Source organism: Ruegeria sp. CDSA089, assembly GCF_059612205.1.
The window spans coordinates 59,982-73,243 of sequence record NZ_JBXWQD010000002.1; the positions used below are offsets into that span (position 1 = coordinate 59,982).

Consider the following 13,262-nt stretch of genomic DNA (forward strand, 5'->3'; position numbering starts at 1 on the left):
AGCCCCCAACCAGCTTCAGATCAAACCCAAAAACCGGTCGATCTCTTCGGGCGGCAGTGACCAGTCACACACCAGCCGACAGGCAATGCGTTCGTCCTCATCCACCCCTTCCAATTCGGCGCCCCACAGATGATAGACCGCTCCGGCCTCGTGAAGCTGTTTGTGCCGGGCGCGCGAGAATTCCGCGAAGATCATGTTCGCCTGCGGTTCATGCAAGAATGAGGCCCCCTTGGCCCGCAACCCATCCGCCAGACGTGCGCAGTTGTCATTGGCCTGCCGCGCCATCCTCAACCAAAGATCATCCTGCAGATACGCAGCCATCTGCGCCGACAAATAACGGTGTTTCGAAAACAGATGCGCGCCGCGCTTGCGGCGCAGCTCGAATTCCCAGGCTTTGGCCTCGTCGAAAAAGACCACCGCCTCGACCCCCATCAGCCCGTTCTTTGTGCCGCCAAAGCTGACCCCATCAACCCCCGACTTCCACGTCATCTCGGCGGGGGAACAGTTCAGCGCGACCAGCGCATTGGTGAACCGCGCGCCGTCCAGATGCACCGGCAGGCCGTAATCCTTGGCCACACGGCACAGCGCCTGCAACTCTTCCAACGAATAAACCGAACCTCTCTCGGTCACCTGCGTGATCGAGACCGGTCCGCGTTGCGGCCCATGCACACCGCGTGTCTCTTCAGCCAAAATCGTCGCACGCAGCGCATCCGGGGTCATTTTGTCGCCACCGGGCACCAGTGTCAGCTTGGCGCCGCTATAGAATTCCGGCGCGTTGCACTCGTCCTCGTGGATATGCGCCACGGGCGAACAGAACACGGTATCCCACGGGTTCGCCAGCGTCGACAAAGCCAAAGAATTCGCCGCAGTCCCGGTCGCCACCAGATAGACAGCTGCCCCCGGCGCTTCAAAGATACCACGGATACGGTCGCGCACCTCGTTCATCAGCGTGTCGGCCCCGTAGGCCATCTGATAGCCCTCATTCGCGGCGCTCAACGCGGCCATCACTTGCGGGTGAACCGGCCCGGAATTGTCAGAGGCGAAATACATCAGTTGGGCTCCTCGATGATATAGTCTTCCCACTCTTCCATGGGGGTTTCGAACTCGGACACCGTGCGCCCCTGAACCGAAACCCCGGCGACGTGTACGCTGTCGGGCGTACCAGATATCAAAGGGTGCCAGTCGTAAAGGGGTTTGCCCTCCCACAGCAGCCGATAGGCGCAGGTCTGGGGCAGCCAATAGGCGTGTTCATCGATATTTTCGGGCGTCATCACGATGCATTCCGGCACGAATTGGTGGCGGATGTCGTATTGGGTGCAACGGCAGGTCTCATCGTCAAGCAGCCGGCAGGCGACGCAGGTCAGGGCAACCTCGCCAGTGTCTTCGTCTTCCAGCTTGTTCAGACAGCACTTACCGCAGCCGTCGCACAGCGCCTCCCACTCGCGCTGGTTCATCTTGGTCAACGGTTTGCGTTCCCAGAAGCGGGCGGACAGGCCGTTGCGGTCAATCGGGTCGGTGGTCATAGCGCCGCCAGTAGCGCACGGGCCTTTTCGCAATCGGCATCCATCTGGGTGATCAGCCCGTCCAACCCGTCAAACGTCATCTCGGGGCGCAGGTATTCGACCAGACCAACCGAGAGCGTCGCGCCATAAAGATCACCCGAGAAATCGAACAGGAACGTCTCGATATTGGGGACTTCGCCGTTAAACATGGGGCGCGTGCCCACCGAGGCCGCGCCGTGATAGCTGCCTTGATGCGGGCCATCCAGCACATCAACCAGCACCGCATAGACGCCGAATTTCGGCGGGTGCAGTCCCTCGATCGACATATTCGCGGTGGGATAGCCCAACTCGCGCCCGCGCTGTTCGCCGCCAATCACCTCGCCCTCGATCCGGTGCCAGTGGCCCAGCATCGCGGCGGCATCCCGGGGGCGACCTTCCGACAGCGCAGTACGGATCGCGGTCGAAGACACGACGTTTTCCGACCGCTCCATCAAGGGGGCGATGGTGGCACCGAAACCCATCTGGGCCCCAAACCGCACCAGATCATCGGCGGTGCCGCTGCGGCCTTTGCCGAAACAGAAGTCGGCCCCGACCACCACATGCGACAGCCCCAGCCCGTCACAGATCACATTGCGTGCGAATTCTTCGGGCGTCAGCCCGGCCAGCGCCGCGTTAAAGGGTAATTCATAGAGCTTCTGAACTCCCAGCTTCTGCAAACGGTGCGCACGGGCATTGCCGCGCATCAGGCGAAAAGGGGGGCTGTCGGGTGCAAAATACTCCCGCGGATGTGGCTCGAACGACATCACACCCAGTGGCGCGTCTGGCGCGGCGTTGCGGGCCAGTTCGATCACAGAGCGGTGGCCGATATGCACGCCGTCAAAATTACCGATGGCGACACTGGCACCACGGTCCTGCGGCTCAACAAACTGGAAATCCCGGATAATGCGCATAGCGCCTGCCTAGCGGGACTGCGAGGCAGGTTCAAGGGTCTGAGACGTCAGTCGAACTTGCGCGATGGCGCCAGCACCATAGCCTCGCCCATCAACACCTTTTTGCCGTCTACCGCACAGTGGCAATCCAGCTTGACCCGGCGCTTGGCAAAGTCGATGTCGATCACCTTTACCTCGGCATAGACCATGTCACCGGGGCGGACCGGGGCCAGGAATTTCAGCGACTGCCCCATATAAACTGTGCCGTGGCCCGGCAGTTGTTCCCCTATCACAGCCGAGATCAGCCCCGCCGTCAGCATACCGTGGGCAATGCGCCCCTCAAAGATCGTGTCGCGGGCATAATCGTCATCAAGATGCACCGGGTTGCGGTCGGTTGAGACCTGCGCGAACATTTCGATATCTTCGTTCGTCACCACTTTGCGCAGGTGGCGGGTCATGCCCATTTCGATGTCTTCAATACAGATCGTGCCGCGCGGAAGATTGTCCAACATGTCACCCTCACTCGATTTCAATGGGCAACAAAAAAACCAAAGTCACCCAAGTTGGGTAACTTTATTACTTCGCAGCTGCAGAAAATCAAGTCTTTTCTGACTAGCGCAAGCGGCCGATTGTGAAGGTGGGGTTGATGTTTTCCCTTGCGATATAATCAGTTAGGGATTCGTGATGCGGATGGTGCGACGTTTTAGTTTCCGCCGCCGCCAAGCCGCCCGAGATGAACAGAGAATCAATCCCCTCACCCATACCGCCCAGAATGTCGGTATGCGGTCCGTCGCCGATCACCAGAATATCGCCGTCAGGGATATCATGGCCCAACTCCTGCAGTCGCCGACGTGCCAGATCATAGATCGGCGGATGCGGCTTGCCGAAGTAAAGGCTCTCGCCCCCCATCTCGGTGTAAAGCTTGGCCAGAGCGCCCGCGCACCATTCCCGAACCTCGCCCCGGTCGACCACGATATCTGGATTGGCGCAGAGAAGTTTCATGCCCTTCTGCTTGGCATAAAGGAAATCCGCGCGGTTGACGTCAGGGTCGGCCATCGGATCGAATGGTCCACAGCAGACAATCCCTTCGGCCTGATCCAGTGGCACACGCTCGATCTGAATTGGGTGGTGCAAAATCTTCAGCGGCTCGAAAAAGCCAGCATCGCGCGCCCATTCTCCCATGAAGTAAACTTTTTCGCCCACAGCGCCTCGAAACATAGCTGAGCGCGCCGAGTCTCCGCTTGTGGCGATCGTATCATAGGCGTCGTTGGGAACGTTGAATTGTTCCAGTTGCTCAGCCACCCCTGCGCGGGGCTTGGGCGAGTTGGTGACCAGAACAACAATGCCCCCTTTGGCGCGATAACCTTGAAGCGCTGCCACGGCTTCGGGATAGGCGGTTATGCCGTTGTGTACACAGCCCCAGAGATCGACAAACAGCGCTTTGTAGCGATCGGAGATTTCATCAAGTTTGTGAATAATCTGAGTCATTGAGCTGCCCCCGAGGGTCTGGAGTCGAAGTTGTGCCAGCTATGTCAAAGCTTCGGTCTTTTGACCATCCCAGCTGCAACTTTTCTGAATGAATAGCCGTATGCGTTCAGTTGTCTTCACTGATTTCCTCGACGTCTGGTGCCTGTTGAACGTTTTCAGTGCCTAGAATGACCTGGGCGCCGATCCTGTTCTGAAAGCGAACGACAACCAGATAACCCGGCCCCAACTCGTTGCGCAGTACGTCGACTAGGGGGGTCTCGCGCAGACTTTCCGGCAGGAGGCCTGCGATTGAAGACACCTTGAACGCGGCTTCAATTGGCAGGTCAACGATCAGCCAGATATCGGCTTGCTTGCGTTGAGCGTTGACGTCGACGCGAACAATCTCGACCGAGACTGGGTCAGCCCAATCGCGAATTGTCTGCGCCAATTGCGCTTCGGTCCGGGTTTCCAGATAGCGGTTATATGTCGACTTGCCCAATTGAATGACAACGAAGGTCAAGAACGCCAAGGTCACAACGACGCTGGCAGTAAAATTCAGCTTGCGACGCCCCTTGCTGAAAACCACCGAACGAGCAGCGTACACGATGTAAACCGCGCAAGCCGATAGGATGATCGCCCCAAGGTTTGTTGCGAACAGCAAGCCGGCCTCATAAGCTTCAGCCGCTTCTTCAAAATACATCAATACCCCCGAGGCGGATAACGGGGGCACCAAAGACACGCCGATCGCAGCACCTGGCAGCAGGCTAACTTCTGATCGATTTATCTGCACATACGCCCCGGCGACGCCGGCTGCCAAGGCAACGATCAGATCTTCAGTCCCGGGATCGGTGCGCGCCAGAACCTGATCAGGGATCAGAATTCCGCGAGGAACATCGGCGATATAGACAAGAAACCAGGCCAGAAAGACGCAGATAACTGCCGCCCCGCTTACAATCAGGGCAAGCTTGAACGCACGTCCCAGCCACCCCATAACCATCGAGGCAGCAATGCCCAGTATCGGTGTCATCAACGGTGCGACCAACATGGCGGCAATCACCACGGCGCCTGAGTCGCGAAGCATCCCCATGGTCGCGATCACCACCGACAATGTCAAAAGCATCGCAAATCTGCGCCAGTAGGCCGCTCGGTCATGCCCTTCGAACCGAAGGATATCCCTGGTGGTGCTGAATTTTCGTTTACTCATTCCTGCGACCAAGACCCAAGCAAGACTATCCGCACCAGACTATCAACGGATACGCTCTATGCAAAATCTTGTGTCTTAACGAAAAAAGGCGCCCCGATACAGGCGCCTTTTGTTTGTGGTGCAACGAAGATCACACTTTGAGGTTGGGGATGATCTGCTTTTTCCGGCTCATGATTCCGGGCAGAACCACGGCGTCACCGTCTACTGACGCACCAAAGCTCTTCTCGGCCACGCCTTTCACAAGGTCATTGGGCACAAGCAGGGTGGCTTCTTCGTTGAGGATGTCGACGACAAACAGCAATACCTGATCAACGCCGTCTTCCTTGGCAACATCCACCATCGACGCGGCCAGGCTGTCTTTGCGGTCCAGAACGACGCCCGGAGCGGTGGTTTCCAGAACTGAAACGCGGAATTTGGTGCCGTCGACTTCGTATTCCTTGCTATCCATGCGGATCAGTTCTGCGTCCGAGAACGAGGATACGTCCGACTTCGCGGCAAACATGTCAGCCGCATAGGCCGAAACGTCCAGACCCAGTTCAGCCGCCAGTTTTTCAGCCACTGCGCGGTCATGGGCGGTGGTGGTGGGCGAGCGGAATTCCAGCGTGTCCGACAGGATGCAGGTCAACGCTGCGCCTTTGACGGCGTCAGGCATTTTGGCAGCGTCGTCGCCCATCAGGTCAACCATGATCGTCGCGGTGCAGGCCAGTGGGCGCACGGTGATGTCGATTGGGCCTTTGGTTTCCAGTCCGCCGACCAGCTTGTGGTGGTCGATGATGGCGCGGATGTCTGCGCTGTTGACGTTGGCGGGCAGTTCGGCGGGGTTGTTGGTGTCAACGATTACAACTGGCACGTCCGCGTCCACGTCGGCGATAATACGCGGCTTGGGCAGGTCCCAGCGCTGCAGCATAAAGGCGGCCTCGGTGTTGGGTTCACCCAGCAGTACGGGTTCAGCCTGTTCACCTTTGACTTCGTTCAGATACCACGACCACAGGATCGGGGAGCCGGTGGAATCGGTGTCGGGGGATTTATGTCCAAATACGAGGGTTGTCATGTCAGCGTCCTGAGGATGGTAAATTTGCGCGCCTTATAGGGTGGTCAGACGCGCTTGTCACCCGGTCTCGGTTACACTGCGACGATAGGTAAAACCGGCTTAGAACGGCCCGCGCTCCAGAGTGTAGCCAGCCTGTTCCAACAGGTTCAGAAGCCCATGTTCTCCTCCAAGGTGTCCAGCGCCGACCGCGATCACGGCAGTCTGGTCCTGAATGTCCAGAATATGCGCCATCCAGTTATTGTTGCGACCGATCAGAAGCTGTTCTTCGAACCCGTCCCATTCCTCGTCGAAAATCTCTTCCGTCAGGCCCGAGTTCTCAAGCCCCTGCAACCGCGCGAATTGTAGGATTTCGCCGTGTTTCTCTTCGAGATAGGCGTTCAGCATCGTGGCCAGCTGGTCTTCGCTGCTTTCGAAGGCGTCGGCCATTCGGACGAGGGATTGCACCTGCTGTTCCATCGGGAATTCGTTGAACATCGCCATCAATTCCGCCGTTGTCTCAAGCGAGAACTGAGGGATGTCGTATTCGGCCGCCAAATCGGTCAGACGGGCATCCATCCCGTAACTGGCGTTCGGTTCGTGCACCATGCAGGGCGGCACGCCCAAAGTCATGCTGAGAAACCAGGGGCGCATTTTGGCCCCCATCCAGCTTGGGATGCCGCGATCGGCTAGACCTTGTGACAGGGTCTCCCACTGCTCGGCGGGGATCATGTCAATCAGCGTCGGACCCGAGGTGATCAGAACCGGGCTCAGATCCTCGGCCAGACCTTGTTGAAAGGCGTCCATCTCGGCCTTGGTGACTTCGAAATAAAACGCATCCGCCTGGCTGAGCGTTGGCTCTAGCCGTTCGACCACCGCGTCCATGCGGGCGTCATTGGTATGAACGGTGCCGATCAGATGCAGGGTTGCACCGTCCTTGGTGGCGATCCAGTGATTGCCTTCGGGGTAGGGGAAATTAACAAGCGCCTGTTGAATCTGATCCTGCATTTCAGCCGATAAATCTGGGCGCAGGTCGCGCCCCTCGCAGGCCGCATAAGCGCTCAGCGGTAGAAATAGACAAATGAAGATGAACAGAAAACGCATTGGAGCTACCCTTTAAACCTCGGACTTTTTTATTTGTGCCGCGACCTTGCATTGCGCAAGGCATGGGATCAAGCGGTGCAAAGCGCCGCCGGTCCGATCTGTGTCTGGCATTCCACAGCAAATCCCCTAGCATGGCCGTATGGAGCGTGAGCAGGATCTTTACCCCCCCATCAAAGGGTTGTTGGAGCGTCAAGGTTACACCGTCAAGGGTGAGGTGGGTGCTGCCGATATAGTCGCCGTGCGCGCTGAGGAAGATCCGGTGATTGTCGAGCTGAAGCTGCGGTTCTCGCTGGCCTTGTTTCATCAGGCGATCACGCGGCTGAAAGTCACGGATCAGGTTTACATCGGGGTGCTCAAACCCAAAGGGCGCACAGCCCGGCGGGCGCTAAAGGATAATCTGGCTTTGTGTCGCCGTTTGGGGCTTGGTCTGATCACCGTGCGTTCGGATGGTGTGGTTGAGGTTCAGTGTGATCCGGGTCCATATGCGCCGCGAAAGGACAAGGCGCGAAAGGCGCGACTGTTGCGCGAGTTTGACCGGTTGGAGGGCGACCCCAATGCGGGCGGGGCCACGCGTCATGGGATTGTCACCGCCTATCGGCAAGATGCGCTGAAATGTGCGGCGCATCTGGCAGAGTGCGGCGCTACCAAAGGGGCCGAGGTTGCAAAGGCAACCGGTGTGGCCGCAGCTACCCGACTTATGCGAGAGAACCACTATGGGTGGTTCGACAAGATTGAAAAGGGCGTTTATGCCCTGACTGATGCAGGGCAAGAGGGCCTGAAACACTGGGCCTATAGCTGGGAACAGCCCGAATAAGGGCAGAGGTCCAAAAAATCCTTCACAGCTTGTTGACACGGGGAATTGCACCCCCTAGCTATGCGTCGTTATCACTCGACAAGCATGAGTGCTAACGCCCCGCCATCCGGCGAGGGGAGGATTAACAACTTTGAGCCCAAGGAGCTGCAAAGATGGCATTGAAACCGCTTCATGACCGCGTGCTGGTTCGCCGTACCGAAAGCGAAGAAAAAACCGCAGGCGGCCTGATCATTCCTGACAGCGCAAAAGAAAAGCCCAGCGAAGGCGAAGTCGTCGCAACCGGCGAAGGCGCACGCAAGGACAGCGGCGAGCTGATCGCAATGGCTGTGAAAGCTGGCGACAAGATCCTGTTCGGCAAATGGTCGGGCACCGAGGTTCAGGTCGACGGCGAAGAGCTGCTGATGATGAAAGAAAGCGACATCATGGGGATCATCGAGTAAGCCGCGCGCTTCACTCTGATCTTCATTTACAACTTATTTCTCAAGGAGAAACGACATGGCTGCAAAGGACGTCAAGTTCGACACCGATGCCCGTAACCGCATGCTGGCAGGCGTAAACATCCTGGCCGATGCTGTTAAAGTGACCCTGGGCCCCAAAGGCCGCAACGTGGTTCTGGACAAATCCTTCGGTGCACCGCGCATCACCAAAGACGGTGTTTCGGTTGCCAAGGAAATCGAACTGGAAGACAAGTTCGAAAACATGGGCGCGCAGATGGTGAAAGAAGTCGCCAGCCGCACCAATGACGAAGCCGGTGACGGCACCACCACTGCAACTGTTCTGGCTCAAGCAATCGTTCGCGAAGGTCTGAAGCAGGTTGCTGCTGGCCTGAACCCGATGGACTTGAAGCGCGGCATCGACCTGGCAACTGCCAAGGTTGTCGAAGGCATCAAGTCGGCCTCGCGTGAAGTCAAAGACTCGGCAGAAGTTGCTCAGGTTGGCACCATCTCGGCCAACGGCGAAGCCGAAATCGGCCAGCAGATCGCAGACGCGATGCAGAAAGTTGGCAACGAAGGCGTTATCACCGTCGAAGAAAACAAAGGTCTGGAAACCGAGACCGATGTTGTCGAAGGTATGCAGTTCGACCGCGGCTACCTGTCGCCTTACTTCGTCACCAACGCAGACAAGATGATTGCAGAGCTCGATGACTGCATGATCCTGCTGCACGAAAAGAAACTGTCCTCGCTGCAGCCGATGGTTCCGCTGCTGGAGCAGGTGATCCAGTCGCAGAAGCCGCTGCTGATCATCGCAGAAGATGTTGAAGGCGAAGCGCTGGCAACTCTGGTTGTCAACAAACTGCGCGGCGGCCTGAAAATTGCTGCTGTCAAAGCACCGGGCTTCGGCGATCGCCGCAAAGCCATGCTGCAAGACATCGCGATCCTGACCGGCGGTCAGGTCATCAGCGAAGATCTGGGCATGAAGCTCGAGTCCGTCACCATGGACATGCTGGGCACCGCCAAGAAGATCGAAATCACCAAAGACGAAACCACCATCGTCGACGGTGCAGGCGAAAAAGCCGAGATCGAAGCACGTGTTGCTCAGATCCGCACTCAGATCGAAGAAACTTCATCGGACTACGACCGTGAGAAGCTGCAAGAGCGCGTTGCCAAACTGGCAGGCGGTGTTGCTGTTATCCGCGTCGGCGGCATGACCGAAGTTGAAGTGAAAGAGCGTAAGGACCGTGTGGACGATGCTCTGAACGCGACCCGCGCTGCTGTGCAGGAAGGCGTTGTCGTGGGCGGCGGTGTTGCTCTGGTTCAGGCCGGTAAAGCACTGGAAGCTCTGGAAGGTGCAAACGCTGACCAGAACGCAGGCATCAACATCGTTCGTAAGGCAATCGAAGCGCCGCTGCGCCAGATCGCTGAAAACGCAGGCGTTGACGGTGCAGTTGTTGCTGGCAAAGTCCGCGAAAGCGGCGACGCAGCGTTCGGCTTCAACGCGCAGACCGAAGAATATGGCGACATGTTCTCGTTCGGCGTGATTGACCCGGCCAAAGTTGTCCGTACTGCACTGGAAGATGCAGCATCGGTTGCTGGCCTGCTGGTCACTACCGAAGCAATGGTTGCCGACAAGCCCCAGAAAGACGCACCCGCTGCTGGTGGCATGCCCGACATGGGCGGCATGGGCGGCATGATGTAAGCACATCGAATTCGCTCAGGCGAATTCTGACGATCCCCCCGATAGGTGCTTGGCCACTATTGACCAAGCTGTCGAAAGGGAAGCCGCAATATCACGATGGGGTCGCCTTCGGGCGGCCCCGTTTCGTTAGGAATGCCCGCTGCGCGGACATGCCTCCGGCGGAGGTATTTTTGAACAGAAGAAGAGCGGGCACGGTTTGTCGCCGGGAATGTGAGTGTGCAAATGCGTCCGAACACGCTATGCGGTGGGAATGCGACTGTTTTTGCTGACTGCCCTGACTATGTGCGCCTTTGCGGCGAATTCGATCCTCAACCGTTTGGCCATTGATAGCGGCGCGAGCGACCCTGCCGGGTTTGCCATCGTGCGTGTGTTGGCCGGGGCAGTGGTGTTGGCAGCGCTGGTTTCATTCCGAGGGGGGCAGTTGCCTTTGCGGAACAGGCGCCGCATTGCGGGGGCCGGATCCTTATCCCTGTATATGATCGGGTTTTCTATTGCCTATCTAACCTTGGATGCGGGGTTAGGGGCTTTGATTCTGTTCGCAGTGGTTCAAATCACCATGTTTGCCGTGACATCCGTCACGGGGTCGGCGCCTAGCGCACGGCAGATCGCAGGAGCTGGTATCGCTTTGGCTGGTCTAGCATGGGTTCTGTGGCCGAGCGGAGAGATTCAGGTGAACCCGGTGGGAGCGGCATTGATGATTGCGGCGGGGGTCGGATGGGCAATCTATTCGCTGGTTGGCCGGTCGGAACCAGATGCGCTGGCCGGAACAGCCGCCAATTTCGTCGTTGCTCTGCCTATCACAGGGCTAGCGTTGTTGCTGGTTGGAGGAGAGTGGAAGATGACAGCCGCCGGGTATGTACTGGCCGCTTTGTCTGGCGGTGTGACATCTGGGATGGGCTATGCCCTGTGGTATAGGGTTCTGCCGCAGCTGGCCCCGACGACCGCCGCCGTTGTGCAGTTGAGTGTGCCGATCATTGCCATTGTGGGGGGCGTTGCCTTGTTGGGTGAAACCGCCAGCCTACGTCTGATCCTTGGTGCCGGGCTGGTTCTGGGTGGCATTGCGTTGGCTGTTCTGCGCCTGTCGCGGCGCTAGGGGTTTCATCGCGCCCGCTTTGCCCTTATCTGGCCGCTATGAGATATGTGTTGGCCATTATTCTGTTTTTGTTGCCCGCCGCGGCCCATGCGAAATGCGTGGTGCTGCTGCACGGGCTTGCCCGGACCGAGGCGTCCTTTACGGTGATGGAGCAACTCTTTCAGGCGCATGGCTACACTGTTGTGCGGCCCGGATATCCCTCGACCGATCTGCCGATTGCCGAATTGGCAGCTCAGACCCTGCCAGATGCCTTTGCGGCTTGTGGTGACGATACCGTCAACGTGGTGGCGCATTCCATGGGGGGTATCCTGTTGCGTTTCTGGTTGCAGGACAACATGCCCGAAAACCTGGGCCGCGTGGTCATGCTTGGCCCGCCCAATCAGGGTAGCCAACTGGTGGATGAGTTAAGCGCCTACGAGGTCTTTGGTATCCTGAACGGCCCTGCCGGGCTGGCGCTGGGCACAGGTCCCGAAGGTATCCCGCGCAAGTTGCCGCCGGTGGACTTCGAACTTGGGGTGATCGCCGGTGAAAATTCGCTGAACCCGCTTTTTTCATCGCTGATCGAGGGCAAAGATGACGGTAAGGTCTCGGTCGAGACGACCAAGGTCGAGGGCATGAAGGACCATATCGTTCTGCCCGTGACCCATACTTTTATGATGAACAATCCTCGCGTGATGGCGCAAGCACTGCATTTCATCGAATTCGGCCAGTTTGACCCTCAGATTACATGGCTGGATGGCGTGCAAGCCATCATAGATGAGATCTGCCTCGGTTGGGATTGCTCAGAACCAGAATCGGAACCCTCGGAATGAGCGATCTGGCCCTGACGTTCACCGGCGCCGAGGTTCTGTTGCCAGGGGACGGTCTGGCCTTAGCTAATTTGTCGCTTGCAAAAGGAGTCATTCAACCCGATCGCGCTGGCCGCGCCGTTGACCTAAACGGATTTCTCGTTTTACCCGGCATTATCGACCTGCACGGGGATGGGTTCGAACGTCACATCGCGCCGCGCCGTGGGGCGATGAAACAGATGGTTGAGGGTATTCTGGCGGTCGAGGCCGAACTGGCGGCCAATGGCATTACCACCGCCGTGCTGGCGCAGTTTTACAGTTGGGAGGGCGGCGTGCGCGGTCCCGAATTTGCAGGGCAGGTCTTTGATGCAATTGCGTCCGTCAGAGACAGCGTTGTGACCGATCTGTTGCCCCAGCTACGGTTCGAGACGCATATGCTGGACGACTATGTTGATTTGCCGGAGCGAATTGCGGCGTGGCAGGTGCCCTATGTCGTGTTCAACGACCATCTGCCGCATGATCGCCTTGCCGAAGGGCGCAAACCACCGCGCCTGACCGGGCAGGCGTTGAAGGCTGGGCGTAACCCTGAAATGCATTTCGAAATGCTGCTGTCCATGCACGCGCGGGGATCAGAGGTTCCAATGGCATTGGATAGCTTGTGCACGGTGTTGGAAAAGCAAAACGTGCGCATGGGCAGCCATGACGATGCCACTGCCCAAACCCGCGCAGATTGGCGCGCGCGTGGGGCGAAGATATCGGAATTCCCCGAAACGCTCGAAGCTGCCGAAACCGCTCGCGCCGCAGGGGACCATATCATTCTCGGCTCGCCCAATGTGGTGCGCGGGGGCTCGCATAAAGGCAATGTCAGCGCGTTGGACCTGATCACGATGGGGCTCTGTGATGCGTTGGCCTCTGACTATCATTACCCAAGCCCCCGCCGCGCCGCACTGATGCTGGCTAAGTCTGGTTTGTTGGATTTTGCCGAGGCTTGGGCGCTTGTGTCCTCGGGCCCTGCGCGCGTTCTGGGTCTGAATGACCGGGGTACGCTGGCCCCCGGAAAACGCGCGGATCTGACCATTTTGGACAAACAAACCCACCGCGTTGCCGCGACCATGGCAGAGGGGCGCTTCAGCTATATGGCCGGGGATATCGCGGCCCGGTTCCTTGTCTGATCCGCAAACTTCATCTGGCTAAAAAT

14 protein-coding genes are annotated in these 13,262 nt (G+C 58.2%); 6 read left to right on the forward strand and 8 right to left on the reverse strand.

Annotated features, from left to right (window positions below):
* Window positions 1-15: 15 nt before the first annotated feature.
* The 8 genes from AC2FJ6_RS05880 to AC2FJ6_RS05915 form a co-directional block, all read right to left on the reverse strand.
* The gene (locus AC2FJ6_RS05880; protein WP_170769003.1) at window positions 16-1,050 is read right to left on the reverse strand and encodes a threonine aldolase family protein; all 1,035 of its coding nucleotides are present in this window, start codon (window positions 1,048-1,050) and stop codon (window positions 16-18) included.
* Complete coding sequence (locus AC2FJ6_RS05885) at window positions 1,050-1,523, reverse strand: YcgN family cysteine cluster protein (protein ID WP_170769004.1); 474 nt, start codon at window positions 1,521-1,523, stop codon at window positions 1,050-1,052. Before AC2FJ6_RS05885 ends, AC2FJ6_RS05880 begins: the two co-directional genes overlap by 1 nt.
* Entirely contained in the window at window positions 1,520-2,452 is a 933-nt protein-coding gene (locus tag AC2FJ6_RS05890; RefSeq protein WP_170769005.1) for a bifunctional riboflavin kinase/FAD synthetase, read from the reverse strand. Before AC2FJ6_RS05890 ends, AC2FJ6_RS05885 begins: the two co-directional genes overlap by 4 nt.
* A 47-nt stretch (window positions 2,453-2,499) precedes the next feature.
* A complete protein-coding gene (locus AC2FJ6_RS05895; protein WP_170769006.1) occupies window positions 2,500-2,943 on the reverse strand; it encodes a MaoC family dehydratase in 444 nt (147 codons plus the stop codon).
* A gap of 100 nt (window positions 2,944-3,043) precedes the next feature.
* Window positions 3,044-3,919: a TIGR01459 family HAD-type hydrolase gene (locus tag AC2FJ6_RS05900; RefSeq protein WP_486533165.1), complete on the reverse strand. Its 876-nt coding sequence runs from the start codon at window positions 3,917-3,919 to the stop codon at window positions 3,044-3,046.
* Between the two features lie 106 nt (window positions 3,920-4,025).
* Window positions 4,026-5,102 carry a DUF389 domain-containing protein gene (locus AC2FJ6_RS05905; RefSeq protein WP_480496759.1) on the reverse strand — a complete coding sequence of 359 codons (1,077 nt, stop codon included), beginning with the start codon at window positions 5,100-5,102 and terminating at the stop codon, window positions 4,026-4,028.
* Window positions 5,103-5,232: 130 nt separating this feature from the next.
* The gene (locus tag AC2FJ6_RS05910; protein ID WP_170788168.1) at window positions 5,233-6,153 is read right to left on the reverse strand and encodes a manganese-dependent inorganic pyrophosphatase; all 921 of its coding nucleotides are present in this window, start codon (window positions 6,151-6,153) and stop codon (window positions 5,233-5,235) included.
* 99 nt (window positions 6,154-6,252) lie between these two features.
* On the reverse strand, window positions 6,253-7,233 hold the full coding sequence (locus AC2FJ6_RS05915) for a TraB/GumN family protein (protein WP_496668650.1): 981 nt from the start codon (window positions 7,231-7,233) through the stop codon (window positions 6,253-6,255).
* A 139-nt stretch (window positions 7,234-7,372) separates the two neighbouring features.
* On the opposite strand from AC2FJ6_RS05915, the gene AC2FJ6_RS05920 reads away from it, so the two are divergent.
* From AC2FJ6_RS05920 to AC2FJ6_RS05945, 6 genes are all read left to right on the forward strand, one after another.
* Window positions 7,373-8,047, forward strand: a complete 675-nt coding sequence (locus tag AC2FJ6_RS05920; RefSeq protein WP_170769024.1) for a DUF2161 domain-containing phosphodiesterase — start codon at window positions 7,373-7,375, stop codon at window positions 8,045-8,047.
* A 152-nt stretch (window positions 8,048-8,199) separates the two neighbouring features.
* Window positions 8,200-8,487: a co-chaperone GroES gene (groES, locus tag AC2FJ6_RS05925; RefSeq protein WP_170352338.1), complete on the forward strand. Its 288-nt coding sequence runs from the start codon at window positions 8,200-8,202 to the stop codon at window positions 8,485-8,487.
* 55 nt (window positions 8,488-8,542) lie between these two features.
* Complete coding sequence (gene groL, locus AC2FJ6_RS05930; protein ID WP_170440794.1) at window positions 8,543-10,183, forward strand: chaperonin GroEL; 1,641 nt, start codon at window positions 8,543-8,545, stop codon at window positions 10,181-10,183.
* A gap of 250 nt (window positions 10,184-10,433) precedes the next feature.
* Complete coding sequence (locus AC2FJ6_RS05935) at window positions 10,434-11,276, forward strand: DMT family transporter (RefSeq protein WP_170769025.1); 843 nt, start codon at window positions 10,434-10,436, stop codon at window positions 11,274-11,276.
* Window positions 11,277-11,314: 38 nt separating this feature from the next.
* Window positions 11,315-12,088 carry an alpha/beta fold hydrolase gene (locus tag AC2FJ6_RS05940; RefSeq protein WP_170769026.1) on the forward strand — a complete coding sequence of 258 codons (774 nt, stop codon included), beginning with the start codon at window positions 11,315-11,317 and terminating at the stop codon, window positions 12,086-12,088.
* Window positions 12,085-13,236, forward strand: a complete 1,152-nt coding sequence (locus AC2FJ6_RS05945) for an alpha-D-ribose 1-methylphosphonate 5-triphosphate diphosphatase (protein WP_496668652.1) — start codon at window positions 12,085-12,087, stop codon at window positions 13,234-13,236. Before AC2FJ6_RS05940 ends, AC2FJ6_RS05945 begins: the two co-directional genes overlap by 4 nt.
* Window positions 13,237-13,262 lie beyond the last annotated feature (26 nt).